This is a genomic window from Pseudomonas sp. Irchel 3A7, from assembly GCF_900187565.1.
Classification (GTDB): domain Bacteria; phylum Pseudomonadota; class Gammaproteobacteria; order Pseudomonadales; family Pseudomonadaceae; genus Aquipseudomonas.
Map to the genome: position 1 here is coordinate 136,072 of NZ_FYED01000006.1, position 24,775 is coordinate 160,846.

25 protein-coding genes and 1 pseudogene are annotated in these 24,775 nt (G+C 58.4%); 12 read left to right on the forward strand and 14 right to left on the reverse strand.

The genetic code is table 11. From position 1 onward, the window contains the following. Positions 1 to 217: 217 nt before the first annotated feature. Both CKW21_RS11970 and CKW21_RS11975 read left to right on the forward strand, forming a co-directional pair. Complete coding sequence (locus tag CKW21_RS11970) at positions 218 to 769, forward strand: chalcone isomerase family protein (protein ID WP_095194175.1); 552 nt, start codon at positions 218 to 220, stop codon at positions 767 to 769. A gap of 19 nt (positions 770 to 788) precedes the next feature. Continuing rightward, positions 789 to 1,313: a DUF3833 domain-containing protein gene (locus CKW21_RS11975; RefSeq protein ID WP_095194176.1), complete on the forward strand. Its 525-nt coding sequence runs from the start codon at positions 789 to 791 to the stop codon at positions 1,311 to 1,313. A gap of 1 nt (position 1,314) precedes the next feature. On the opposite strand, the gene CKW21_RS11980 is transcribed toward CKW21_RS11975, so the two are convergent. The 6 genes from CKW21_RS11980 to CKW21_RS12005 are packed head-to-tail and all read right to left on the reverse strand — an operon-like array spanning position 1,315 to position 6,279. Then, on the reverse strand, positions 1,315 to 1,812 hold the full coding sequence (locus CKW21_RS11980; RefSeq protein ID WP_095194177.1) for a DUF2878 domain-containing protein: 498 nt from the start codon (positions 1,810 to 1,812) through the stop codon (positions 1,315 to 1,317). 2 nt (positions 1,813 to 1,814) lie between these two features. Next, positions 1,815 to 3,056, reverse strand: a complete 1,242-nt coding sequence (locus tag CKW21_RS11985) for a class I SAM-dependent methyltransferase (RefSeq protein ID WP_371917520.1) — start codon at positions 3,054 to 3,056, stop codon at positions 1,815 to 1,817. Positions 3,057 to 3,066: 10 nt separating this feature from the next. Beyond that, positions 3,067 to 3,858, reverse strand: a complete 792-nt coding sequence (locus CKW21_RS11990; RefSeq protein ID WP_095194179.1) for a DUF1365 domain-containing protein — start codon at positions 3,856 to 3,858, stop codon at positions 3,067 to 3,069. Next, the gene (locus CKW21_RS11995; protein ID WP_095194180.1) at positions 3,855 to 5,102 is read right to left on the reverse strand and encodes an NAD(P)/FAD-dependent oxidoreductase; all 1,248 of its coding nucleotides are present in this window, start codon (positions 5,100 to 5,102) and stop codon (positions 3,855 to 3,857) included. Before CKW21_RS11995 ends, CKW21_RS11990 begins: the two co-directional genes overlap by 4 nt. Then, entirely contained in the window at positions 5,099 to 5,860 is a 762-nt protein-coding gene (locus CKW21_RS12000; RefSeq protein ID WP_095194181.1) for an SDR family oxidoreductase, read from the reverse strand. The genes CKW21_RS11995 and CKW21_RS12000 overlap by 4 nt, the downstream gene beginning before the upstream one ends. Further along, a complete protein-coding gene (locus CKW21_RS12005) occupies positions 5,857 to 6,279 on the reverse strand; it encodes a nuclear transport factor 2 family protein (protein ID WP_095194182.1) in 423 nt (140 codons plus the stop codon). Before CKW21_RS12005 ends, CKW21_RS12000 begins: the two co-directional genes overlap by 4 nt. Before the next feature lie 540 nt (positions 6,280 to 6,819). Between CKW21_RS12005 and CKW21_RS12010 the strand changes: the two genes are divergently transcribed. Both CKW21_RS12010 and CKW21_RS12015 read left to right on the forward strand, forming a co-directional pair. Further along, positions 6,820 to 7,431 carry an FMN-dependent NADH-azoreductase gene (locus tag CKW21_RS12010; protein ID WP_095194183.1) on the forward strand — a complete coding sequence of 204 codons (612 nt, stop codon included), beginning with the start codon at positions 6,820 to 6,822 and terminating at the stop codon, positions 7,429 to 7,431. 176 nt (positions 7,432 to 7,607) lie between these two features. After that, entirely contained in the window at positions 7,608 to 8,645 is a 1,038-nt protein-coding gene (locus CKW21_RS12015; RefSeq protein WP_095194184.1) for a dienelactone hydrolase, read from the forward strand. A gap of 25 nt (positions 8,646 to 8,670) precedes the next feature. On the opposite strand, the gene CKW21_RS12020 is transcribed toward CKW21_RS12015, so the two are convergent. Together CKW21_RS12020 and CKW21_RS12025 are read right to left on the reverse strand one after the other, a co-directional pair. Further along, entirely contained in the window at positions 8,671 to 9,858 is a 1,188-nt protein-coding gene (locus CKW21_RS12020; protein ID WP_095194185.1) for an MFS transporter, read from the reverse strand. Between the two features lie 275 nt (positions 9,859 to 10,133). Beyond that, positions 10,134 to 11,720 carry an ABC-F family ATPase gene (locus tag CKW21_RS12025; protein WP_095194186.1) on the reverse strand — a complete coding sequence of 529 codons (1,587 nt, stop codon included), beginning with the start codon at positions 11,718 to 11,720 and terminating at the stop codon, positions 10,134 to 10,136. A gap of 383 nt (positions 11,721 to 12,103) precedes the next feature. On the opposite strand from CKW21_RS12025, the gene lpxO reads away from it, so the two are divergent. Beyond that, positions 12,104 to 13,003 carry a lipid A hydroxylase LpxO gene (lpxO, locus tag CKW21_RS12030; protein WP_095194355.1) on the forward strand — a complete coding sequence of 300 codons (900 nt, stop codon included), beginning with the start codon at positions 12,104 to 12,106 and terminating at the stop codon, positions 13,001 to 13,003. 103 nt (positions 13,004 to 13,106) lie between these two features. Here lpxO and CKW21_RS12035 read toward each other — a convergent pair whose 3' ends face one another. After that, the gene (locus CKW21_RS12035) at positions 13,107 to 13,967 is read right to left on the reverse strand and encodes a Ku protein (RefSeq protein WP_095194187.1); all 861 of its coding nucleotides are present in this window, start codon (positions 13,965 to 13,967) and stop codon (positions 13,107 to 13,109) included. Between the two features lie 191 nt (positions 13,968 to 14,158). Here CKW21_RS12035 and CKW21_RS12040 point away from each other — a divergent pair, with 191 nt between their 5' ends. Both CKW21_RS12040 and CKW21_RS12045 read left to right on the forward strand, forming a co-directional pair. Beyond that, the gene (locus CKW21_RS12040) at positions 14,159 to 14,515 is read left to right on the forward strand and encodes a hypothetical protein (RefSeq protein WP_095194188.1); all 357 of its coding nucleotides are present in this window, start codon (positions 14,159 to 14,161) and stop codon (positions 14,513 to 14,515) included. A 28-nt stretch (positions 14,516 to 14,543) separates the two neighbouring features. Then, positions 14,544 to 15,695 carry a PQQ-dependent sugar dehydrogenase gene (locus CKW21_RS12045; protein ID WP_095194189.1) on the forward strand — a complete coding sequence of 384 codons (1,152 nt, stop codon included), beginning with the start codon at positions 14,544 to 14,546 and terminating at the stop codon, positions 15,693 to 15,695. Between the two features lie 142 nt (positions 15,696 to 15,837). Here CKW21_RS12045 and rimI read toward each other — a convergent pair. After that, a pseudogene (gene rimI, locus CKW21_RS12050) lies at positions 15,838 to 16,287 on the reverse strand (ribosomal protein S18-alanine N-acetyltransferase); the annotation flags it as partial. A 92-nt stretch (positions 16,288 to 16,379) separates the two neighbouring features. Here rimI and CKW21_RS12055 point away from each other — a divergent pair. Further along, positions 16,380 to 17,954, forward strand: a complete 1,575-nt coding sequence (locus CKW21_RS12055) for a RimK family protein (RefSeq protein WP_095194190.1) — start codon at positions 16,380 to 16,382, stop codon at positions 17,952 to 17,954. A 7-nt stretch (positions 17,955 to 17,961) separates the two neighbouring features. After that, positions 17,962 to 18,885 carry a magnesium transporter CorA family protein gene (locus CKW21_RS12060; RefSeq protein WP_095194191.1) on the forward strand — a complete coding sequence of 308 codons (924 nt, stop codon included), beginning with the start codon at positions 17,962 to 17,964 and terminating at the stop codon, positions 18,883 to 18,885. A 124-nt stretch (positions 18,886 to 19,009) separates the two neighbouring features. Here the strand turns inward: CKW21_RS12060 and CKW21_RS12065 are convergent, their stop codons facing one another. After that, positions 19,010 to 19,345, reverse strand: coding sequence for a DUF2834 domain-containing protein (locus tag CKW21_RS12065; RefSeq protein WP_095194192.1), 336 nt, complete (start codon positions 19,343 to 19,345; stop codon positions 19,010 to 19,012). Between the two features lie 247 nt (positions 19,346 to 19,592). Here CKW21_RS12065 and ilvA point away from each other — a divergent pair, with 247 nt between their 5' ends. After that, positions 19,593 to 20,603, forward strand: a complete 1,011-nt coding sequence (gene ilvA, locus CKW21_RS12070; protein WP_095194193.1) for a threonine ammonia-lyase, biosynthetic — start codon at positions 19,593 to 19,595, stop codon at positions 20,601 to 20,603. Between the two features lie 347 nt (positions 20,604 to 20,950). Then, positions 20,951 to 21,223, forward strand: a complete 273-nt coding sequence (locus tag CKW21_RS12075; protein WP_095194194.1) for a DUF1652 domain-containing protein — start codon at positions 20,951 to 20,953, stop codon at positions 21,221 to 21,223. On the opposite strand, the gene CKW21_RS12080 is transcribed toward CKW21_RS12075, so the two are convergent. Both CKW21_RS12080 and CKW21_RS12085 read right to left on the reverse strand, forming a co-directional pair. Further along, positions 21,220 to 21,615, reverse strand: coding sequence for a hypothetical protein (locus CKW21_RS12080; protein ID WP_095194195.1), 396 nt, complete (start codon positions 21,613 to 21,615; stop codon positions 21,220 to 21,222). The two genes, CKW21_RS12075 and CKW21_RS12080, sit on opposite strands and share 4 nt — an antisense overlap. Positions 21,616 to 21,702: 87 nt before the next feature. After that, complete coding sequence (locus CKW21_RS12085) at positions 21,703 to 21,975, reverse strand: DUF2790 domain-containing protein (protein WP_095194196.1); 273 nt, start codon at positions 21,973 to 21,975, stop codon at positions 21,703 to 21,705. 445 nt (positions 21,976 to 22,420) lie between these two features. On the opposite strand from CKW21_RS12085, the gene CKW21_RS12090 reads away from it, so the two are divergent. Beyond that, positions 22,421 to 23,722: an OprD family porin gene (locus tag CKW21_RS12090; RefSeq protein ID WP_095194197.1), complete on the forward strand. Its 1,302-nt coding sequence runs from the start codon at positions 22,421 to 22,423 to the stop codon at positions 23,720 to 23,722. A gap of 102 nt (positions 23,723 to 23,824) precedes the next feature. On the opposite strand, the gene CKW21_RS12095 is transcribed toward CKW21_RS12090, so the two are convergent. Further along, complete coding sequence (locus tag CKW21_RS12095; protein ID WP_095194198.1) at positions 23,825 to 24,769, reverse strand: carbohydrate kinase; 945 nt, start codon at positions 24,767 to 24,769, stop codon at positions 23,825 to 23,827. Between the last annotated feature and the right edge of the window lie 6 nt (positions 24,770 to 24,775).

Below are 24,775 nucleotides of genomic sequence, written 5' to 3' on the forward strand. Positions count from 1 at the left end.
GCAGCGATGGCTACTCATCTGTACTACCCGCTTGAGAACGAACGGGATGCAGCTCCTCAAAAAAATAGTGAGAGGATGAGGGGGCAATGGTCCCTTCAGTTCTGAGGTTCTGGTGTGCGCGTTTTTCAGCGGGGCCAGTCTCGAGATAAAAGCTGTACAAAATAATAATTTGGTATAGCTTTTAAGGGCGTCTCTTGAGTCTTATCGAGGCCTTTGCATGACCCCGCAGAAGGACCGCTTATTCCGCCACCTTATCTGTCTCGTTCCGATGCTCCTGAGCGCAGACCTGTTTGCTGATTGGCGCGAGGCTTTACCCGATGCTCGTCGGGTGGGTAGCGGGGAGCTGCGCGTATTCGGTTTCTCCATCTACAACGCGCAATTCTGGAGCCCACGCCTGATTGCCGGCGATCCGACCGGTGTGAATAGGCCTTTTGCGCTGGAGCTGACCTACCGCCGCGATATTAGTCGCGAGGATCTGGTCGAGGCCAGCATCAAGGAGATCAGACGCCTGTCGCCCACGCCTCCGAATTCGGAGTTGATGGCCCGTTGGGAGCAGGAGATGCGGCAGGCGTTTGTCGATGTGCGCGCCGGTGATCGCATCACAGGCGTCTATTTGCCTGCTGAGGGCGCACGTTTTTACGTCGGCGAGAATCTACGGCATGTGGTGCGGGATGACGCGTTCGCCAAAGCTTTTTTTGCCATCTGGCTTGATCCCCGAACCCGCAACCCGCAGTTGCGCGCCCAATTGCTGGGCGCCGCAAAACCCTGAAACCGTAGAGGAAATGCACATGTTGAGGATATGGATCTTGGCGTTGTGCATCAGCCTTGCAAGTTGCAGCCGGGTGGATGTGCAGACCTACAGCCAGGAAATGCCCAAGCTTGATTTGCGCGAATTCTTCGAGGGGCGGGTCGAAGCCTGGGGCATGTTTCAAAAGCGCTCAGGTGAGGTCACCAAACGCTTCCACGTAGAGATCAATGGCCATTCCGCCGGTAACCAGTTGATCCTCGACGAGTCATTTACATACAGCGACGGTACTCAGCAAAAACGGGTGTGGACGCTGACCCCGGCCGGACCTGGCCAATGGCGTGGAACCGCTGGCGACGTGGTGGGCGAAGCGCATGGCGAGGTTGCAGGGAATACATTGCGCTGGCGCTATGTGCTGAGGTTGCCGGTGGATGGCAAGGAGTATGAGGTTCATTTAGACGACTGGATGTACTTGATGGACAAGAACACCATAATCAATCGCTCGTTCATGACCAAATTCGAAGTGGAAGTTGGCCAGATCACCTTATTCTTGCGCAAGCAGTCTTGAGTCAACGCGCAGACTCCAGGGCTATCCGGTGCAATGCCGGCATCAATAGCGCCCATATCAATGCGAGTATCAGGACACTGGGCCAAACACCCAGCGGCAGGCCCACGTCCGCTAACCTGGCGCCGCCCCAGTAAGAGAGAGGCCCGCCAAACGCCCCCAGTAGGCTGCCCATCCACCAGGGGCGCTTTGTCCAGCTCAGGCTGTGACGCAAAGTACTGGCGAAGAGAAGCCAAAGTATTGCCAGCCAAAGGGGTAAAACAAGCGTGGCACCGGGAAACTGAAATACCCCGAGGTGCAGTAGAGCGCTGTCCAGAATCCAACCGCAGGCGGCCACCCATAACAGCAAGCGCCACTCATTGGGGGTCTTTGAAATCCAAAGCAGGTGTATCGCCAGACAAGTTATTGCAATCAGCAATAGCCACGGCCGTTGCGCACCCAAAACGCAGGCGAACCAGCCGAGCTGGAAAAGCCCTGCGTTGAGCAACGACCGGCCTCGCACGTTCACGCCTCCAGACCGAAGGGCTGCGGCCGTGCTCCGGGTTTGGCGAGTAAAAGGTGCGCGGTGCCGATGCTTCGTTCCAGAAAGCCGCCCTCGCAGTAGCACAGGTAAAACTCCCACAGGCGGTAAAACGTCTGGTCGTAACCCAACGCTTCCAGGTTGTGCCGGCTACGTCGCAGATTGTCATGCCACAGGCGAAGGGTACGGGCGTAATGAAGGCCGAAGTCCTCCATGTGATGAAGGTTCAGGTCGGTGTCGCGACTGATGGTGTGCAGCATGGAGCTCACCGAAGGCAAGGCACCGCCCGGGAAGATATAGCGCTGGATGAAGTCGACTGTTTTTTTCGTCTGCTCGTAGCGCTGGTCTCGAATGGTGATGGCTTGCAATAGCATAAGCCCGTGTTCCTTGAGCAGGTGGGCACACTGTTTGAAGTAAGTGGGCAGAAAGCGGTGGCCGACGGCCTCGATCATCTCGATCGACACCAGCTTGTCGTATTTGCCCGCCAGGTCACGATAGTCCTGCAACAGCAGGGTAACCCGGCCTTGCAGGCACTGCTCTTCGATACGGCGCTGGGTGTAGGCGAACTGCTCACGCGACAGCGTGGTGGTCGTGACCTTGCAGCCGTATCGGGTGGCCGCATAAATGGCCATGCTGCCCCAACCGGTGCCGATCTCCAGCAGGTGGTCACTGGGTTTGAGATCGAGCTTTTGGCAGATGCGCTCCAGCTTGTACATTTGAGCTTGTTGGAGGCTATCGTTGTTTGAGCGGAACATGGCGGCGGAGTACATCATGCTGGGGTCCAGCAGTTGTTCGAACAGCGCGTTGCCCAGATCGTAATGCGCACAAATGTTGCGTTGCGAGCCTTGGCGGGTGTTGCGGTTGAGCCAATGCAGCGCTTTTACCAAAGGACGGCTTATACGAGCCAGGCCGCGCTCCATTCCATCCAGCACTTCGAGGTTGGCAACGAACACGCGGATCACGGCGGTCAGATCGGGACTGCTCCAGTATCCGTGGATGTAAGCCTCGCCGGCGCCAATTGAGCCATTGACCGCCACCATGGGCCAGAGCGCCGCATTGTGCACTTCGATTTCGCCATGTGGCGTCGCACCAGGCTGGCCAAAACTCAGTGGCTCACCGTCGACGATGATTACCAAATGACCGTTGCGCAGGTGCGCCAGCTGACGCAAGACGCCTTTCTTCAATACGCGCGCGCCTATCCCGTTGGCAGCAGAGCCAAAGGTCATTGGGGTCAAGCTAGGATTCGTCATGGCGAGACTCCAGATTCGCGGTGCGATATTCACCGACGGCAGCTTTATGGGAAAACAGTGGCAGACGCTTGAGCAGCAGACGCAGGGCTTGCGAGTAAATGCCGAGCAGGGTCTTGCCGGTCATCCAGGGAAAGTCCAGAAGGTGGCGATGCAGGCTTTGGCGCGTCAGTTCGACACGCTCCAGACCCAGGCCCGCCTCAAATACTTTTTGCTCACCTTGCCAATCCTGCATGGTCACGTGCAGCGCCTGGCCGGGAGCTGAAAACCGCATGCGGTACTCCAGGTCTCGAGGCAGGAAGGGCGAGACGTGAAAGCTCTTGGCGACCCTGTGGCCTGAGTCACCGGTGGCGTTGGTCGGCAGCACATAGTGGTAACGCTCTCGCCAAGGGGTATTACTGACTTCGCAGAGAATGGCGGCCAGACTGCCGTCCGATTCAAAGCAATAAAACAAGCTGATCGGATTGAAAGACAGCCCCCAGCTGCGCGGCTGGGTGAGCAGACAGATTCTTCCCTGCGGCGCGTGCCCGAGGGCCTGTTCCACACGCTGGCGCACGGCATCGATCAGGGACATGCCCTGACGCGTTGACTGCGGCAGGTAGTCAGTTTCGCGGAAGGCAAAGGCAGCCCAGCGCGAATGTCCGGCCAGCCAGGACAAGGCCAGCACCTGTTGTTGTTCCGCCAGATCCAGGTAGAGCATACCCATGCGGTAGCGAAACCCATGGGCGCGCGGCAGCAGCCGGCGGTGGTTGACCCAGCCGCGGTACAGGGCGCTGTTCACAGTCGTTCTCCGAACGCGGCTGCCACTCGCAAGGCACTGACCACGCCGTCCTCGTGGAAACCGTTGGCCCAGTAGGCGCCGCAGTAATAGCTGTTCTGGGCGCCTTGTAATTCTTGCCATCGTGCCTGAGCAACCATTCCTGCCTGGCTGTATTGCGGGTGGGCGTAGCGGAAACGGTCGAGGATTTTGCTCGGGTCAATGGCCGCGGTCTGGTTCAGGCTGACGCAGAAGGTGGTGTTGCTCTGTAGCCCTTGCAGGATATTCATGTTGTAGGTGACAGCGGCCAGATGCTGGGCTGAGTCACCGAGGCGGTAATTCCAGCTCGCCCATGCTCGGCGACGGTTCGGCAACAGACGGGTATCGCTGTGCAGCACCACATCGTTTTCGGCGTAGTGCAGCGCGCCGAGTATCTCCCGTTCGGCTTGGCTGGGAGCGACCAACAGGCGTAATGCCTGGTCGCTGTGGCAGGCGAACACTACGTTGTCAAAGCGCTTGCTTCCTGTCGCACAGTGCAGGGTGACCCCACCTAAGTCACGCTCCACCCGATACACCGGGCAGTTGAGGCGGATACGTTCGACAAAGCCGGCACTCAAGGCGGATACGTAGCTGCGCGAACCGCCGCTGACCACACGCCATTGTGGCCGATTGGCAAGGGACAGGAGCCCGTGATTTTTGCAGAAACGTACGAAAAACTGGAGCGGAAAGCGCTGCATCTCGCCCACTGACATCGACCAGATAGCCGACCCCATAGGGACTATGTAGTGTTCGATAAAACGTTGGCCGTAGCGGTTTTCCCGTAGATAGGCACCCAGCGTGGTCTCGGCAGTTATGCGCTGTTCGTCCAGGTCACGCAGGGCTTGGCTGTTGAAGCGCAAAATTTCACGCAACATGCCCCAGAATCCAGGTGAAAGCAGATTGCGCCGCTGGGCGAACACCTGGTTGAGGTTGCTGCCATTGTATTCAATGCCGGTACGCGGATCCTGAACCGAAAAGCTCATCTCGGTGGGTTGCGAGGCTACGCCGAGTTGATCCAGCAGACGGATGAAGTTGGGATAGGTCCAGTCGTTGAAGACGATGAAGCCAGTATCGATGGCATAGCGTTCGCCCTCTATTTCGACGTCAACCGTATGGCTATGACCACCGATCCAGTCACTGGCCTCGAATACAGTGACGTCTTGCTGGCGGTGGAGCAGGTAGGCGCAGGTCAGGCCGGAAATACCGCTGCCGATGATGGCTGTTCTCATGAAGATTCTTCTTTAACCGGACGCACCATGCATTTGCCCAATGCCAGTTGCAGGCGCTGAGGCAATATGGCCAATGCGCGAAGAGCAGCAATGAATGAACCGGGAAAGGCGATTTCCAATGGCCGTTTTTCCAACCGGGTGGTGATGTAGGCGGCGGCTTTACCGACCGGCCAACGCATCGGCATCGGGAAATCGTTCTGTTGTGTGAGTGGCGTATCGACGAAGCCCGGGCTGACGAGCGTGACGTCGATACCCTCGTGTACCAGGTCGATGCGTAACGATTGAAACAGGTAACGCATTGCCGCCTTGGAGGCGCCATAAGCTTCGGCGCGCGGTAACGGCAGGTAGGTCACCGAACTGCACACTGCCACTAGATGAGGCCGCTGAGCCTTGCGCAACAGCGGTAGGGCAGCTTCCACGCAGTAAGCAGCGGAAAACAAATTGGCCCGCATCACGCGTTCAATCATGTTGGCTTCAAAGACGCCTGCATCCAAATACTCGCAGGTGCCCGCGTTGAGGATGACCTGATCCAGATGACCCCAGACTTGCCCGATTCGCTGCCCCATGGCCTGAACCACGTCAGGCTCAGTCAGGTCACCTGGCAGAAGCAGTACTTGTTGCGGGTAGTTCCTGTGCAAGCTTTCCAAGGCCTTTACATTGCGGGCACTGACGGCCAGGAAATGACCTTGGGTCAGTAAAATATCCGCCAGGGCGGCGCCAATGCCGCTGCTGGCTCCAGTGAGCCAGATGCGTTTCATGCCAACCTCCCTTTCAGCCAGCCAATGGCGGTCCCCATTAACGGCAGATGCTCGTAGAGCAGGGCGCCTGCATCGAAATAGTCGCGATGCTGATACACCTTCTCGTGCCATAGCAGATAAGAACAGCCAACAACCTCTATAAGTTGGCCACGGCGTAAACGGGGATGACGGTAATGCAGGGTCCAGCGCAAATAGCCGGCACCTTCCTGCATCTGGTCATGGCCGTGAAACGTGAAGCCAAGTTCGCTGACGTTGGCATACAGCTCTGTGAAGTAGTCGTGTAACGCTGTCAGGCCTTGGATCTCATGGAGCGGATCACTGAAGCGCACATCGTGGCTGTACAGCGCCTTGAGCGTGTGCAGATTACCGGCGTTCAGCGTTCCGAAGTCTTGGGCGAAACATCGCAGGAAGTCAGACACGTTGCGTCTCCATTGCCCGTCGGGCCTCGGGCAAATTCAAGGACCGTAAGGGGGGCGCGGCGACAACAGAGGCGGGTCGCGGATCACTCGCCAGGCGGGATGGATCAGTTCGCATGCAAGGGGCGCTGATCCTGGTCTTTCCGGTGTGCGCGCGATCGACCATGGAGCTCTACCCCTTCTCTTTACTTGTACAATTTGATAACTCTTGTACAGCTTTTAAAGGATAGGGTGCGCACTGTACAAGTCAATTTTTTTGTACAACTATTTCTGCCAATGTCCGGATCAACATACCGCGACGGCAATCAGGGATTTTGGTCGGATGCACGGGTGGCTGCGCTGGGATTTGATGCTCAATAGTCAGCGGGGAGAGGTGACCGATCAGCTAACCTCTTGGGCCTTGACGGTATTGCAGGTGAACCTCGATTGTTCTATCGGCAGGACAAACTTTCGCATTTATGCAGCCTAATCAACTATTGGTTTCGTCTGTAGGATTGTCTCCATCAGATCGCCCTGGCGGCGATCCTCACCTGGAGATCCCACATGAAACTGCTGCATATCGATTCGAGCATTCTTGGTGACAACTCGGCTTCCCGTCAGCTGAGCAGCGAAGTTGTGAAAGCCTGGCAAACCGCCGAGCCAACGGCCGTGGTGACCTACCGCGACCTGGCCGCCGATGCCATCAGCCATTTCTCCTCGACCACCCTGGTGGCAGCCGGTACGACCGCTGAACTGCGCGACGCCGCACAACAGCACGAAGCCGAGCTGAGCGCCTCGACCCTGGCCGAATTCCTTGCCGCCGATGCCGTGGTGATTGCAGCACCGATGTACAACTTCACCATCCCGACTCAGCTGAAGGCCTGGATCGACCGCATCGCCGTTGCCGGCCAGACTTTCCGCTATACCGAAGCCGGTCCTGAAGGCCTGTGCGGTGGCAAGAAAGTGGTGATCGTTTCGACTTCCGGTGGTCTGCATGCGGGCCAGGCGACCGGCGTTGCCCACGAAGAGTACTTGAAAGTGATGTTCGGTTTCCTCGGCATCACCGATATCGAATTCGTCCGCGCCCACGGCCTGGCCTACGGTGACGAAGTGCGTATCAAAGCCATGAGCGACGCCCACACGCAAATCAGTGAGCAACTGTTCGCCGCCGCGTAAGGCGTGCGTAAAGACGTCGAACGACGCAGGCAATCCCCAAAAAACTCTGTATTCTGATCACGCAAGGGTCAGGTGCGGAGTTTTTTGTTTCTAGCTGTTGCATGATTTCAACGGTATGGCCCGGGTTATGCAGTCGAGGGTGAACGTCTCCGGTTCGGTACAGGGTGGGGCATCCCATGATGCGTCTTTGTGCAACATTACTGATGTGTCTGTTCAGCAGCCTGAATTCAGTGCACGCCGCCCCTGCGCCGCATCCTCACTGGAGCGTCGGCTACCACGAGATGAGTTTCCTCGATCCCCTTGATCTGCAACCGATGCGCGCCATCGCGTTCTATCCGTCCAGCGAAAAAGAGCACGCCAGCAAGCTTGAGGGGTACACGGTCGAGGCCGGCGAAGACACCAAAGTCGCCATGGGCCGTTTTCCCCTGCTGATGCTGTCCCACGGCAACACCGGAACCCCGCTGGCCCTGCATGACCTGGTCACGTCGCTGGCACGCAAGGGGTTCGTGGTGGTGGCGGTGATTCATCCGGGGGACAACTCTAAAGACCATAGTCGGCTCGGCACCATCAGCAACCTCTACGGCCGGCCGATCCAGATTTCCGAAGCCATCACTGCAACGCTGGGCGACCGCATGCTGGCGCCGTTCGTCAATGCCGATCAGGTTGGCGTCATCGGTTATTCGGCGGGTGGAGAGACAGCGTTGATACTGTCTGGCGCGACACCGGACCTGGATCGCCTGCGCCGTTACTGTCAGGAACGTCCGGACGACCGCGATGCCTGTAATACCCAGGGCGAGCTGATCGTCGACCGTGATGACTTGCAACCGGTGGCTGACCCGCGCGTCCGTGCGTTGTTGCTGATGGCGCCGCTGAGCCTCAAGTTCGGTCGTCATACCCTGGCCGACGTGCATGTGCCGGTACTGCTGTACAGCGGTGACGGCGACAAACTGGTGCCCTTCGACAAAAACGCCGCCGCACTGGCGCGCAAACTGCCAGTCACGCCAGACTTCAAATTACTGGCCGGGGCAGGGCACTTCGTGTTCATGGCGCCGTGCAACGACGAACAGATCGTGATCATGCCGGCACTGTGCACCGATGCCGATGGCGTCGACCGTGAAGACATTCATCGCAATCTGATTTCCGAGGCCGGGCGCTTCTTCTCCCATACCCTGGGCAAGGCGACCCGGGCGGGGATGCAGACCGCGGATCAATAGATGCCCACAGGGATTGCGGTGGGCCTTAATCCATCGCCCGGCGCTTGAGCAGCAATGTCAACGCCAACGCACTCACCGACAGCAACGCCGCGATAAAGAAAATCCACGAATACCCCAGGTTCAGCGCCACCGCGCCCATCAATGGCCCGGCAATGGCCAGCGCCAGATCGAAAAACACCGCATAGGCACTCAACCCCGCGCCACGGCTGGAGTTGGGCACTTGCTTGATCGCCTCGACGCCCAGGGCCGGATACACCAGCGACAGGCCGAATCCGGTCAGCCCGGCGCCGATCAAGGCGTAGCCCGTCGACGGCGCGAACCACAGCAGCGCCAGACCGACGGTTTCGATGGTCATGCAGGCAATGGCCGAGGTAAATCCACCGAAGCGGCTGATGCTGGAGATGAACAACAACCGCGCCAGAATGAAGCACACGCCGAATACCGTCAGGCAGTAAGCCGCGCCGGTCCAGCCGCGATTGACGTAATACAGGGTGATGAAGGTGGTCAGGGTGCCGTAACCGATGGAGGCCAGGCTCAGGCTCGCACCGAAGGGCGCAATGCGCCCGAACACGGCCCGGAAGGGCAGGCGTTCACCCCGTACCACCGGCACCGAAGGTTTGTTGCGGATCAACAGCAGCCCCAGCGCGGCCAGCACCGACAGGGCGATCCCCAGGCTGGTGAACCCCAGTTGATCGACCATCACCACACCCAGCGGCGCGCCGATGGCAATTGCGCCATAGGACGCGATGCCGTTCCATGAAATCGAGCGCGCCGTGTGTTCGGCACCCACCTGGCCCATGCACCAACTGATGGTGCCGACCCCGATCAAGCCTTGGGCGATGCCGAGCAACAGGCGGCCGGCGATCAGGATCAGCAGGCTGAGCAACGGCAAGCTTTGCAACATCGTCGACAGCAGCGTCAGCACGCCGCTCAACACAATGCCGGACAAGCCGTAAACGATCGCGCGCTTGGTGCCGATGCTGTCGGACATGCGCCCGGCCATGGGCCGGCTGAGCAGGGTGGCGAGGTACTGCGAACCGATGGTCAATCCCGCGATGACTGCGCTGAACCCGAGCTGCTCGTGAACATACCCCGGCAACACCGCAATCGGCAGGCCGATGCAAAGGAAGGCAATAAAGGTATAGAAAACGATAGAGACGATCTGCAGGGTGATCGCCATGGAGCTTTGCGGTGGCTGTTGCTGCGCAGACATGAGGGCTCGTTCGCGGGCGGCGGTGGGAGAACTGCATGATGGCTTGGCGGCGGGATAAAAGGAAGCAGGCTAACTACTTGTCTCTAAATCATCGTTGTTCATAAGGACCGCTTCGCGAGCAGGCTCGCTCCCACAGGGGAATGCATTCCAAATGTGGGAGCGAGCCTGCTCGCGAATGGTCTTGGCAAAAAAAATCAGGTCATGAAATGCAAAAAGCCCCATCACCAGGACAGGGCTTTTTCTTGCAGCTTGCAGCTTGAAACTGATAGCTGCCCTTAGAACACCACACCCTGGCTACGCAGGTAGTCATCGTAGGTGCCGCTGAAGTCGGTCACGCCATTGGGGCTCAGCTCGATGATGCGGGTGGCCAGGGACGATACGAACTCGCGGTCGTGGCTGACGAAGATCAGCGTGCCCGGGTAGTTCTCCAGCGCCAGGTTCAGCGCCTCGATGGATTCCATGTCCAGGTGGTTGGTCGGTTCGTCCATCACCAGTACGTTCGGTTTTTGCAGGATCAGCTTGCCGAACAGCATGCGACCTTGCTCACCACCGGAGATGACCTTGACCGACTTGAGGATCTCGTCGTTGGAGAACAGCATGCGACCCAGAGTGCCGCGAATGATCTGCTCGCCCTGCGTCCACTGACCCATCCAGTCGAACAGGCTGACATCGTCTTCGAAGTCGTGGGCGTGGTCCTGGGCGTAGTAGCCCAGCTCCGCGCTTTCGGTCCACTTCACGGAACCGGCGTCCGGGTTCAGTTCGCCCATCAGCGTGCGCAGCAGGGTGGTCTTGCCGATACCGTTCGGGCCGATGATCGCTACGCGCTCGCCGGCTTCGACGGTGAAGCTGAAGTTCTTGAACAGGGTCTTGCCGTCGAAACCCTTGGACATCTGCTCGATGGTCACGGCCTGGCGGTGCAGTTTCTTGGTCTGTTCGAAGCGGATGAACGGGCTTACGCGGCTCGATGGCTTGACTTCGGCCAGCTGGATCTTGTCGATCTGCTTGGCGCGGGAAGTGGCCTGCTTGGCTTTCGAGGCGTTGGCCGAGAAGCGGCTGACGAAGGTCTGCAGTTCGGCGATCTGTGCTTTTTTCTTGGCGTTGTCCGACAGCAGTTGTTCGCGGGACTGGGTCGCCGCGGTCATGTACTCGTCGTAGTTGCCCGGGAACAGGCGCAGTTCACCGTAGTCCAGGTCGGCCATGTGGGTGCAGACGCTGTTGAGGAAGTGACGGTCGTGGGAAATGATGATCATGGTGCTGTTACGCGCCGTGAGAATTGTTTCCAGCCAGCGGATGGTGTTGATGTCCAGGTGGTTGGTCGGTTCGTCGAGCAACAGCACTTCCGGATCGGAGAACAGCGCCTGCGCCAGCAGCACGCGCAGTTTCCAGCCTGGTGCGACTTCGGTCATCGGGCCGAAATGCTGTTCCAGGGGAATGCCCAGGCCCAGCAACAGTTCGCCGGCGCGGGATTCGGCGGTGTAGCCGTCCATTTCGGCGAACTCGGTTTCCAGCTCGGCCACGGCCATGCCGTCTTCTTCGCTCATTTCCGGCAGCGAGTAGATGCGGTCGCGCTCAGCCTTGACCTTCCACAGCTCTTCGTGGCCCATGATCACGGTGTCGATCACGGTGAATTCTTCGTAGGCGAACTGGTCCTGGCGCAATTTACCCAGGCGTACGTTCGGCTCGAGCATGACCTGGCCACCGGATGGCTCGAGGTCACCGCCCAGAATCTTCATGAATGTCGACTTGCCGCAACCGTTGGCGCCGATCAAGCCATAACGGTTGCCACCGTTGAACTTGACCGAGACGTTTTCGAAAAGCGGCTTGGCGCCGAACTGCATCGTGATGTTAGCTGTAGAGATCAAAGGTTTTTCCTGCGAAGCATTCTGAGTAGCAAGGGGTGCGGCCGAGTCGAAGTGCGCTGAGGCCGGGGTCATACCCGTCATCAACCAAGGGGGGGCGCGTAAAGTTTGGCGGCGATTGTACTGGTCTGGCTCTTTAAACGATAGGGCAATAAGACCGCAGCGCTGCTTTGACCATTCCCGGTGGACAGATTTTCACACTTGAACGCTAACAATTGGTTACAGACGATGGCTAAAATGCCATCTTTCGACCGGATGCCGATGTCCGGCGTCGCTCAAGGACGGGCGCAGAGACCGCTGTTTCGTTTTCAGACGCTGCACAAGACCCGCAGGTTGCTGGCTGGCAGGGGGCGCAGTTTGTTCACTTCTGACGTGTGACGATTTCCGTGAAACTCATCATTGCCGCAATTTACGTTGTATCCGTTGCTTACGTTCACCTGCGTGGTCGCGTGCGTCACAAACTCGGCCGCCAATTGAGCGATCACTCGACGTTTCTCGCACCGATCAATTGCTTCCTTTATCTGTTCTCGAAGATCCCCAACAAGCCTTACCTCAATCCGGCGGATTTCCCCGACCTGAGTCCATTGCAGGCCCACTGGGAAGAAATTCGCGCCGAAGGCCAGAACCTGCTGCGGGCCGGTGAGATCAAGCGTTCGAACCAGTACGACGATGTCGGCTTCAACTCGTTTTTCAAGACCGGCTGGAAACGCTTCTATCTCAAGTGGTACGGCGACAGCCACCCGTCGGCAATGAAACTCTGCCCGCGCACCACCGAGCTGGTGCAGAGCATTGGCTCGATCAAGGCTGCCATGTTCGCCGAGTTGCCCCCGGGTTCCAAACTGGTGCGTCACCGAGACCCCTATGCCGGTTCCTACCGTTACCACCTGGGCCTGGAAACGCCCAACGACGCCGGTTGCTACATCAATGTCGACGGCCAGAACTACCACTGGCGCGACGGTGAAGCGGTAATGTTCGACGAGACCTATATTCATTACGCCGAAAACACCACCGGGCAGAACCGCATCATTCTGTTCTGCGATGTCGAGCGTCCGATGAAGTACCGTTGGGCGGCAGCGTTCAATGGCTGGTTCAGCCGCACCGTCATGTCGGCCGCCGGCGCTCCGAACGAGGCGGGCGACAAGACCGGTGGCATCAATCGTCTGTTCGGCAAGATCTACAAGATTCGCCTGCATGGCAAGGAACTGAAGAAGCGCAACCGCAAACTCTATTACCTGCAGAAGTGGGCGATCTTTGGTGGTTTGCTGGCGATCTTTGTCCTGATCTGAAAAAGCCTTCGCGAGCGGGCTCGCTCCCACATGGGGCCTGCGTGCACCGCAAATCCCCTGTGGGAGCGAGCCTGCTCGCGAAGAGGCCGGGACATTCAACAGATCACTTGCTGACTTTCTTTCTTGCCGCAGGTTTGCTTGCAGCTTTGGGCTTGGAGGCTGGCTTATCTGCCCCCTTGCCACCCAGGCTACGCTTGAGCAACTCGGTCAAATCGATCACATCCGCCGTCTTGCGAGCCTCTTCCCCCGTATCCGTTTCAACATCCTCGATCTTGCCTTCATGGGCCTTTTTGTCCACCAACGCCATGATCTTGTCTTCGAACTCATCCCGATAATCGTCCGGCGACCACTCGGCGCTCATGTCTTGCACCAGGCGCTTGGCCATGTCCAGTTCACCCTTGGCCAGTTCGGCCTTGGTCACGTCCGGACCCAGGGCGAGCTCATCCAGGCTGCGCACTTCCGCCGGCCAGCGCAGTTTCACCAGCACCAGGGCCGATTCCAGCGGCATCAAGGCGGCGAGGTACTGACGGGTATGCAGCACCACGCGCGCCAGCGCGACTTTGTTGGTTTTGGTGAGGGTTTCACGCAGAAGTGCGTAGACCTTGCCGCCGCGCTTGTCCGGTGCCAGGTAGTAAGGCGTGTCGATGTTCTGCAACGGAATCTGCTCGCTGTCGACAAAGGAAAAGATATCGATGGTCTGGGTCGACATCGGATGTGCGGAGCGGATTTCCTCTTCGCTGAGCACCACGTAGCGGCCTTTTTCGTAAGCGACACCTTTGACGATGTGTTCCTTGGTGACTTCCTTGCCGGTGACTTTATTCACGCGCTTGTAGCCCACCGGGTCCATGCTGCGACTGTCGAGCCAGTCGAAATCCACCCCTTGCGATGAAGTCGCCGAGACCAGCGCCACAGGAATATGCACCAGCCCGAAACTGATTGCGCCTTTCCAGATTGCCCGTGCCATGGTCGTCTACTCGCAAGTGATGTTCAGGTGACCCGCGCCCTTGTGCAAAAGTTTCAGTGACTTGCAGTCCGTTCCAGTGCTGGATCAACTTCGTGTTACATCTCGCTGTGGAGGTTTTGGTTAACAAATCCGAACCCTGGGCGTAGCGTGCTATCGAAGACACTATTCACGCATTCGTCGAGAGGCTTCCCATGAACCGATGCGTACCCGGCCTCATCCTGCTGGCCTTGAGCGGCGTTCTCGGCCATCAGGTTCTCGCGCAGGGCGTTTCGCCGCGAGAACCGTTGCAGGTCGCCCAAAACCTGCCAAACAGCAACAACAATCCCTACAACAGCCCGATCCGCCGTGCCAACCCCAACAGCATGCAGGGCACCCAACCCAGCGCGCCGGCCATTCGCGGGCCCAATACCGTGCCGGTGCCGCGACCGCCGACCCTCGACAACGGCGGCATTGGCAATCGCTATCCGCAAACTCAGTCGCCCCCTGCCAGTGCGCCGAAATTCATACCCAATCCACCTCATCGAGATGCTGCCACCGGCAATCGCTGAACCATCTACATGACAAAAGGAACCGTCCATGTTTTGCAAATCTCTCCCGGCCTTTGCATGCGCCGGCGCTTTACTGGCCGCCACGCTGCCTGCCTTGGCGGCGCCTTCCCAGGACCTGAAAAGCGAGCAGGGCACCCTGGAGGTCACGCCGATCGTCCAGGGGCTGGAGCATCCTTGGGCGCTGGCATTCCTTCCTGACCGCAAGGGCATGCTGGTGACCGAACGACCCGGCAACCTGCGAGTGGTGAGCGCCGACGGCAAACTCTCGGCACCCATCAACGGCGTACCCAAGGTCTGGGCCAAAGGGCAGGGCGGTTTGCTGGATGTGGCGTTGTCACCGGATTTCAAGCAGGACCGCACGATCTATCTGTCGTACGCCGAAGGTGGCGGTCAGGGTGGCAAGGCCGGCACGGCCGTCGGTCGCGGGCAGTTGTCCGAAGATCTGGCGAACCTGAAGAATTTCACCGTGATTTTCCGTCAGGAACCCAAGCTTTCCGTCGGCAACCATTTCGGTTCGCGACTGGTGTTCGACCGCGATGGTTATCTGTTCATTACCTTGGGCGAAAACAATGATCGCCCGACCGCCCAGGATCTCGACAAACTGCAAGGTAAGGTCGTGCGGATCTACCCGGATGGCAAGGTGCCGAACGACAACCCCTTTGTCGGTCAGGCGGGTGTGCGCCCGGAGATCTGGGCCTACGGCGTTCGCAACCCGCAAGGCGCGGCGCTCAATCCCTGGACCGGCACCCTTTGGGAAAACGAGCACGGTCCCCGGGGCGGCGACGAGATCAACATCATTGAACGTGGCAAGAATTACGGTTGGCCGCTGGCCACCCACGGCATCAACTATTCCGGCCTGCCGATCCCGGAAGCCAACGGAAAAACCGCCGAGGGCACCCTCCGGCCGCACCATGTCTGGGAAAAATCCCCGGGGCTGAGCGGCATGGCGTTCTACGACGGGGATCGCTTCAAGGCCTGGCAGCACAACGCATTTATCGGCGCACTGGTGACCCAGGAACTGATCCGCCTGCAATTTGACGGCGACAAGGTCGTTCACGAAGAGCGCTTGCTGGGCGAACTCAACAAGCGCATCCGCGATGTACGGCAGGGACCGGATGGGTATTTGTACGTGCTGACCGATGAAGAGAACGGGGCGTTGTACAAGATCGGCCTCAAGTAGCTTTTGATCCTGTGGCGAGGGAGCTTGCTCCCGTTGGGGTGCGAAGCGCCCCCCGGCATTCTTTCTGGCTCATCGTGCAAACAGGTCTTGCGACGGCTGCGCCGCCGAACGGGACGGTGCGGCGATCCGACAAGCTCCCTCGCCGCAGGATGCGTTTTTCCAGGCGCAATGCATCGGCATGGTCCTGGTAATAGTCTTTCACCAGGGCAAAGCGCTGGTAACCATTACGCTCATACAGAGCAATCGCCCCTGGATTGTCGATCCGCACCTCCAGGCGCAAATAGGCGCAATCGTGCTCTAGAGCGCAGGCTTCGACGCGATCGAGTAACTGCTTGCCCAGTCCATTGCCCCGGGCCTGGGCCGCGATGGCAATCGAATACAGACGCGCGAGCGACGTGCCTCGGTGGAACAGCACCACCGCATAACCCAACAGATGCTCACCGCGTTGGGCCACCAGCAGTTGTCCGTGGGCGCGGCTGATCATCCATTGAAAGCTGCGACGGTTGAGCCGGTCTGTGGTGAAGCATTGCTCTTCCAGTTGCAATAAAGCGGGTAAGTCTTTGATTACCGCCGAACGAAAAAGGGTATTCATATGACCGCCGTAAAAGTTGCGTAACGGAACGAGACTTTCAAAAAATCTCGTGCTTAATAGGAAAGGTCTTGTTCTCCAACGGATCAATCACTATGTCAGCGGTACAAGGTCATTGGCGCGAAGTATCCGAGCAAACTTTGCCAGCGGCAACTTATTTAAAAGACACCAGCAGAACTTCGAGCCAGTTGATTATCATCGTCGAACGCAAGGAAGACTGGGCCTCTTATTTTCCCAGCGAAGACATCGTCACGGCTCAGGAATACCTGGAACAAACCCGCGACAATGAGCAAGGCAAGCGCGTTCAGGTCATCAACCTGTGCCGCAGCTACAAGTACCTGGGGCACGGTTATTACTGCTCGCTGCTGGGCGAAGCCCGCGGGCACAAGGTCATTCCGTCGGTGCGGACTATCAGCGAACTGACCCGGAAATCCCTGTATGGATTGGCGCTGGACGATCTGGATAAAGCCCTGGAAAAAGCCCTCAGCCATCATGCTTACAGCGACACCGAGGGTTTTACCCTGACACTTTATTTCGGCAAGACCCATATTGAACCCTTGCAGGATCTGGCCCGACAGTTATTCGAAGTCTTTGCCTGCCCTATCTTGTTAGTTGAATTTCGCCGAACGAATGGCTGGCACATCGAAGGCATAAAGTCCGGCGCACTGCACAAGTTGCGAGAGGATCAGGAAGATCAATTCGCCCATTCCCTGGACAGTTTCAGTCGCAAGATCTGGCGCCTGCCGCGTTCACGACGGCTGGCCCGTTATGACCTGGCCATCCTGCACGATCCCCAGGAGGCTTTGCCGCCGTCGAATGCCAAGGCGCTGGACAATTTTGTCAGGGTCGGCAGGACGCTGGGTATCGACGTCGAATTGATCGAACGCAAGGATTACGCACGGATTGCCGAGTACGACGGCCTGTTGATCCGCGAGACCACCAGCGTCGACAACCACACATACCGCTTCGCCAAGAAGGCCGAGAGCGAAGGACTGGTGGTGATGGACGACCCGGCGTCGATCCTGCGTTGCACCAATAAGGTGTACCTGACCGACCTGCTCAAGAGCCATCAACTGGGCATGCCCGCCACCGAAATCCTCTACAAGGAGCGACCGGAAGACTTCGAACGGGTTGGCGAACGGCTGGGATTTCCGCTGGTGTTGAAAATCCCCGACGGGTGTTTCTCCCGAGGCGTGATCAAGGTCGAAAGCCGGCAAGCGCTGCTCGAAGCCACCGCCGAGCTGTTCGAACACTCGGTACTGTTGCTGGCACAGGAGTTCTTTTACACCGAATACGACTGGCGCATCGGTGTGCTCAACCGCAAACCGATCTTTGCCTGCCAATACTTTATGTCCAAGGGCCACTGGCAAATCTACAACCACAAGGCCAAGGGCCAGGCCATCAACGGCGAATGCCGCACCCTGGCGGTTCACGAAGCGCCGCGGGCAGTGGTGGAACTGGCGGTCAAAACCGCCAACCTGATCGGCGATGGCCTCTACGGGGTCGACCTCAAGCAGTCCGGCGACAAAGTGGTGGTGATCGAAGTCAACGACAACCCGAACCTGGACGCCGGCATCGAAGACGCCTACCTGCAGGACGACCTGTATTCATTGGTGCTGGAAGAGTTTGTTCGCCGCCTGGAGCTTAAACGTCGCGGCCAGGCCTGGTGAGCGGCCGATGATCAAGCGTTTTCAATTGGCGGATGGCGCGTTGCACGCCGTTGATCGCCTGGATGCCGACGTCATGTTGTTCAGCAACCCCGATGCCGCCGAGCGGGACCTGCTGCACAGTCACTTCAAGCTTGATGAGCATGCCCTGGCTTCGGCGCTTGACCCCGATGAGGTTTCACGGATCGAGTTCCACCCCGACAACCTGTTCCTGATCTGGAAGCGCCCGGAAAACTACTCGGGTGCCGGTAGTCTGTCTTTCGAAGTATCGTCCTGCGGCCTGCTGTTTTGTGCGGATCGCCTGCTGGTAATCGCCACTGACGACGCACCGCTCAATGGGCTCGGCAGGGGAAAGGCATTGAACACGCCGCAGGATGTGTTACTTGATCTGTTGTTCAACAACATCCATCACTATTTGGGTCACCTGAAAGTCATCAAGCTGGTTGCCCGGGAGTTGCAACAGAAATTCAACGCATCGATGCAGAATCAGCACCTGATCCAGATGTTCAATCTCAGCGAAAGCCTGATCTATTACATCAACGCCATCCACAGCAATGGTGCAGTCCTGACCCGGCTGCGCAACCATGCGCAAAAGGAACATTTCGACGCCCATGCCATTGGCCTGATCGACGATCTGATCATCGAAAACAACCAGTGCTACAAACAGGCTGAAATCTACTCGACGGTGTTCTCCGGGCTGATCGACGCGCGCGGCAACCTGATGAACAACAGCATGAACAACCTGCTACGCAAGTTGACGTTGATCAACGTGGTATTCCTGCCGTTGAACCTGATCGCGAGCATTGGCGGCATGTCCGAGTTCAGCATGATGACGGCAGGTACGCCGTGGTGGGTTTCCTATCCGATGTTTCTGAGCGCAATGATGCTGGGGGCGGGGGTGATGGTGCTTGGGCTGAAGCGCTTGGCGAAGTGAATCAGGTGACTGTAAGACCGTCTTCGCGAGCAGGCTCGCTCCCACAGGGATCTGCGGCGTTACTGCTTTCCGTGGGAGCAAGCCTGCTCGCGAAGGCAATACCAACAGTACTTCAAATTCGGGATCAGCCCTGTTGCGAAACACTCACCGATTTTTTGATGTCCTTGAGATTACGCACCACCAGATACAACAACGGCCCAACCGACACAAATACAGCAGTAACCACCAGATACGGCACCACCGACCACCCCGATTTCCCGCGCTTGCGCGCATCCTTGTACATCCAGATGCCGGCCAGCGTCGCCAGCAAATAAAGATCAATGACCACCTGCGCTGTATCCGGGCGTGACATGAGGCTGATGCCAAAATCGATCAAAGACTGTTCGGCCTGGAGCATCACCGAAACGGTGTAGCCGGCAAAGGCAATCAGGGCAATCAGGGGTAGGGCGACAGGCTTCATGGTTTCCCTCCTTGGGACGATGAGCAGAATTGCCAGCCTACAGCCGCCGATGGACATTAGCCATTGACTTGCCATCAGCACCCGGCTAGTTTTCGGGCATGACTTCCACAGTATTGCGCTGCCAGCCAAGCATTATTACCGCCATTCCTCATTTGGCGGGCTAGCTCACGACTGCAGCACCCAACCCGCCCTAGAGGCGGGTTTTCATTTTCTGTCTCGGGGTTCTGATCAATATCAGGAGACGAACATGAGCGCCACCGCCCAACAGACCCTGCTAGAGCATTACGTCAAAAAGATCCTCGCCGCGCCGGTCTACGAACTGGCCGTGTGTACGCCGCTGCAACCGGCCCCCGCGTTGTCCCAGGCGCTGGGCAATAAGATTCTGCTCAAGCGCGAAGATCTGCAGCCGACCTTTTCCTTCAAGATCCGTGGTGCCTACAACAAACTGGTGAACCTGAGCACCGCGCAAAAAGTTCACGGCGTGATCACCGCTTCGGCCGGCAATCATGCCCAGGGCGTGGCACTGGCAGCTCGGGAGTTAGGCATCGAGGCCACGATAGTCATGCCTGCCACCACGCCGGAGTTAAAGGTGCTGGGCGTGCGCAGTCGCGGCGCCGAGGCATTGCTGCACGGTGAGAGCTTTCCGTTTGCCTTGACCCATGCGCTGGAACTGGCACAGCAAACCGGCAAGACCTTTGTTTCGCCCTTCGACGATCCGGATGTGATCGCCGGACAGGGCACTGTCGCCATGGAGATCCTGCGCCAACATCAGGGGGCGCTGGACGCGATCTTTGTCCCGGTGGGAGGTGGCGGCTTGATCGCCGGCATCGCGGCGTACGTCAAATACCTGCGGCCTGAAGTGCGCATCATCGGCGTAGAGTCAGAACATTCCGCTTGCTTGCGCGCAGCGCTACAAGTCGATGAGCGTGTGGTCCTGCCCACCGTGGGCACCTTTGCCGATGGCGTGGCGGTCGCGCAAATCGGTGCCCATGGCTTCGAATTGTGCCGGTTTTGCGTCGATGAAGTGCTGACAGTCAGCAATGATGAACTTTGCTCCGCGATCAAGAATATCTACGACGATACCCGTTCGATCACCGAGCCTTCCGGCGCCCTGGCCGTAGCCGGGATCAAGCAGTACGTAGCGTGCACCGGCGCCCGGGGCCAGAGCCTCGTGGCCATAGATTCTGGCGCCAACATCAATTTCGACAGTTTGCGGTATGTGGCAGAACGCGCCGGGTTAAGTGACGCTCCGGCGTGAAGGTGGTGGTCAGCAGCGGACACATGAAGGTCCGCTCCGGCACGATAATCCGGTTACTCCATGACAGCTTTGTCGAGCTGACCCGACGCCGCAGGTCGAATTTTTTACGCCGTCTCAACTATTGCAAACAGGCAAGTGTGTGCAAATTGCACGGTGATCGCAGGCGCTTTTTTGCAAATTGCATGGCAGGTGTTAATGCGAGGTTACACAAAACCTTGATTTACCGATGAACAACCGGGCGCATTCCAAGGCATGTTTTATGCTGTATCTGTTCTTGAGCTGACCGGGATATCAAATGAGTCAGCGCCGATGGTTGATTGGCAGTCTCACAAAAGGAGAGGGTCGCCATGTTTCTTTCTGCCTTGGAACTTCGCAATATCATTGAAAGCAGTTTCCTGCCGAGACGCTGCCAATGCACGCTGTCGCCGGATTTGTCGATGACCGTAAAAGTGTACGCCGATGGGGAAACCGACCATTTGGATCTGTTGAAGACGGGTATCGATGCCCGGCGACTCAATGGCTGTCGGGAAATCAACGAACTGATCGCAGGGTTGCGCACCGATCTCCAGCATCACTACATCGAACCCGGGCATACCCAGCCGATGCGTAAAGCACTTTAACCCGCGGCTTCGAACTCCACCGACACGCGCCGGGTCTGAAAAAAAGCCAGGCCCAGCGCCAGTTCCACTCCGACCGCAAGCAAGATACCCGGTCCGGCATGGCCATTGAGCCATTCACCGAAGCCCAGTACCGCCAACCCCCAGCATCCGACCATGAAGCCATTGCTCAGCGCATTGCGAGTCGCAGAGGGCGCTTCGTTGCGCACCAGATAAAACATCACGCCCAACGCCAGAAACAGCACCGCCGTGCGTCGGGCAATCAGACCTGCCGCCAGTGAATAGTCGATATCCCAGGTGGCCAGCATCCAGTCGGGTATTACACCCCAGATCAAGGCCAGCAACAGACACAAAACGGCGGTAAAAATCGACAACGTGCGAAACGAGAACTGCATGGCTGATCCTTGCGGCAGTGAGGGATCCAGAGCATAGCGTCAGATCCCTCACGCGAATACCGCAAGGCGTTATTTCAGACTTTTCCGTCAGTTCTGATAACTGCAGGCGTCAGAAAGTTTCCGGTAAGCGAGCTCCGCAGGTTTACCCGACTGATCATCGATGTAGGTCATTTTCGCAGTGATCACTTCACAGTCGAGTGTGTCGGGTTCGGTCAGCGCAATGACCTTGCCTACATGCAGAGGCATGCCGTAGTGGTAAGAGGGCACGGCTTGAGAGGAGGTGGTGTCGTTGGCCTGGGCCAGACCGGTAAACGAGACACACACAAAGGCAGCGGAAACGAGCAGGGCGCGCGAGTTCATGAGGCAATCTCCAGTGCAGTCGCAAGGTTGCTCGACGTGTCGTCGAACCTGCCGCACTGGGCGTCAGAGGACTCTGAAGGCGTGCGGTCCAGTAAGTGTTGGACCGCACGATTAAGCATTGGTTAACCCACCTGAACGCCACCTGTCGCTTTGCCACTACCGTTTGGCGGTTCTCCTGCAGGAGCGAGCATGGTTAGTGATGCACGTGAACGATAACGCGTGAGGTCAGAGGCCCAGCAGCGGCCTAAGGTTTTTCGCCAGCGAGCTCGCTCCTACAGCATTCCAATCCCGTTCAGACTAAAGTCGTCTGCATTCAGGAAAAGCCCTCTGCCATCATTGCCCCTCACCCCCGCGTGTTCACTTCCCCGGCCAGCCACTGGTCCGGGCGAAGGCTATTTTTGGCTGCGTGCGCCCTGGCGTCCGCGCAGCACTGTTGGAGTTTTTCATGCGTCCCCCCTTTACCTTGATCACCGCGCGCCAGTCACTCGGCTTCGGCGCTTTAGTCCTGTGTGCCGGTTTTACCGGACCGACTCAAGCGGGCGGTTTCATCGATGACAGCAAGGCAAACATCGAATCGCGCACGGTGTATTTCAATCGTGATTTTCGTGACGGGCACACGTCTACCGAGCAAGGCGCGTCCAAGCGCGAAGAGTCGGCCCAAGGCTTTATTCTCAACCTGCAATCGGGGTACACCGAGGGTACGGTCGGGTTTGGTGTCGATGCATTGGGCATGCTCGGTATCAAGCTCGACTCCAGCCCGGACCGTAGCAACAGCGGCCTGCTACCCTCCAGCGGCAGTAACCCGCGAGGCTCGGTGGACCAATACGCCAAGCTCGGCCTGACCGCCAAGGTCCGGGTCTCGCAAAGCGTGTTGAAGTACGGCGCGTTGTTGCCGGACGTGCCGTTGCTCAAATACAACGACGGACGTCTGCTGCCGACGATGTTCAACGGCGCGATGCTTACGTCCAGGGAGGTCAAGGATCTGTCCTTCATGGCCGCGCGCCTGGACAAGTACACCGCCCGGGATTCCACGGATTCCCAGGACATCCGCGTGCACTGCAAGAACAAGCGCTATGCCTGCAACATCACAGCCGATCATTTCGATATGTATGGCTTTGACTACAAGATCAATGAACGCCTGACCGGCCAGTATCACTACGCCGAACTCGAAGACATCTACCGCCAGCATTTTCTCGGCTTGCTGGCCAACCAGCCCTTGGGCGGCGGCGTGCTCAAGGCCGATTTGCGCTTGCTCAAGAGTGCCGACAGCGGCGCGGCCCGCGCGGGCTCCATCGACAACCGGGCGTTGAGCGGGATGCTTGCCTACGCCATCAGCGGCCATACGTTCAGCGCCGGTTGGCAGCGTATGAACGGTGACAACTCGATGCCGTACCTGGATGGCACCAATCCGTATCTGGTCAACTACGTGCAGGTCAACGACTTTGCCGCCGCGCAAGAGCGCTCATGGCAGTTGCGTTACGACTATGATTTCAAGGCCATCGGCCTCAACGGCCTGACGTTCCTGACCCGCTACGTGAATGGCGACCACATCAAGGTGCCGGGCAGCGATCAGGAAGGCAAGGAGTGGGAGCGCGACAGCGAACTCAAGTACGTGGTGCAGAGCGGGGCGTTCAAGGATGTCAGCCTGCGCTTGCGCAACGCGACGTATCGGACCAACTACGAAAAATTCGCCCGGGATGTGGATGAGACCCGGTTGATCATCAGCTACAACTTTTCGGTTTTGTAGCGCCTGGCAGAATGCCTTCGCGAGCAGGCTCGCTCCCACACTGGATCTTCAGTGAACACAAAACCTGTGGGAGCGAGCCTGCTCGCGAAGAGGCCATCAGCTTCACTGAAGCGTTAACTGATGCCGATACGGCAAATCCGGCCCGGTTTTGCCGCAAGTCAGAGCAGCTGCCTGAACCGCAAACCGAACCATGCCGTCGATCTGCTCACGACTGAGCCGCTGCAAACCCTCCACCGAATCCATCTGCTGCTCGGTCAACCAGGCAATCAACGCCGCCTGGAACGTATCGCCAGCCCCCACGGTATCGGCGATCTGCACCGAACAGGCCGGCACCGACCATGACCCAAACGCACGACTGAACACCGTCGCACCTTCACCACCCCGGGTCAGGAACACCAACTGGCAGCGATGCTGCAGCCAGCCGTCGATGACCCGCGCAGGATCCTGCTCGGGATACAGCAGGCTCAAGTCCTCATCGCTGACCTTGATCAGGTCGGCATGCTCGACCAGGGTGGCAATCCGCGAACGCCACAGCTCGATGTTCGGTTGCGGATTGAGCCGCACGTTGGGATCGAGGCTGATCAGTCGCTTGCCGCTTTCGCGCTGCACCAGTGCCAGCAAGGTATCGGCAATCGGTTGCACCACCAGCGAGAACGAGCCGATATGCAGTCCGCGCACCTCAGGCCCGAGCGTCGGCAGATGTTCGGGCCTCAACTGCCTGTCAGCGCAGCCTTCACCCCGGAAGCTGTAGTGCGGCGAGCCATTGGCGCCGACCGCGACCATCGCCAGGGTCGTGGGCGCGGCGCAATCCAGCAGATAGTCCGTGCGCACACCTTCTTCCTGCAGCACTTGCAGCAAACGCCGACCCAGGTAGTCGGTGGACAGCCCGGCAAGCAGCGCGGCGTCCACGCCCAAACGACGCAAACCCACGGCGACGTTGAACGGCGAGCCGCCGGCAATGGCCTTGAAATTCACTTTTGAAGCCAGACCGCTGGCATCGTTTTCACTGAAGAAATCGAACAGCGCTTCGCCACACACCAGATACATAGTTGT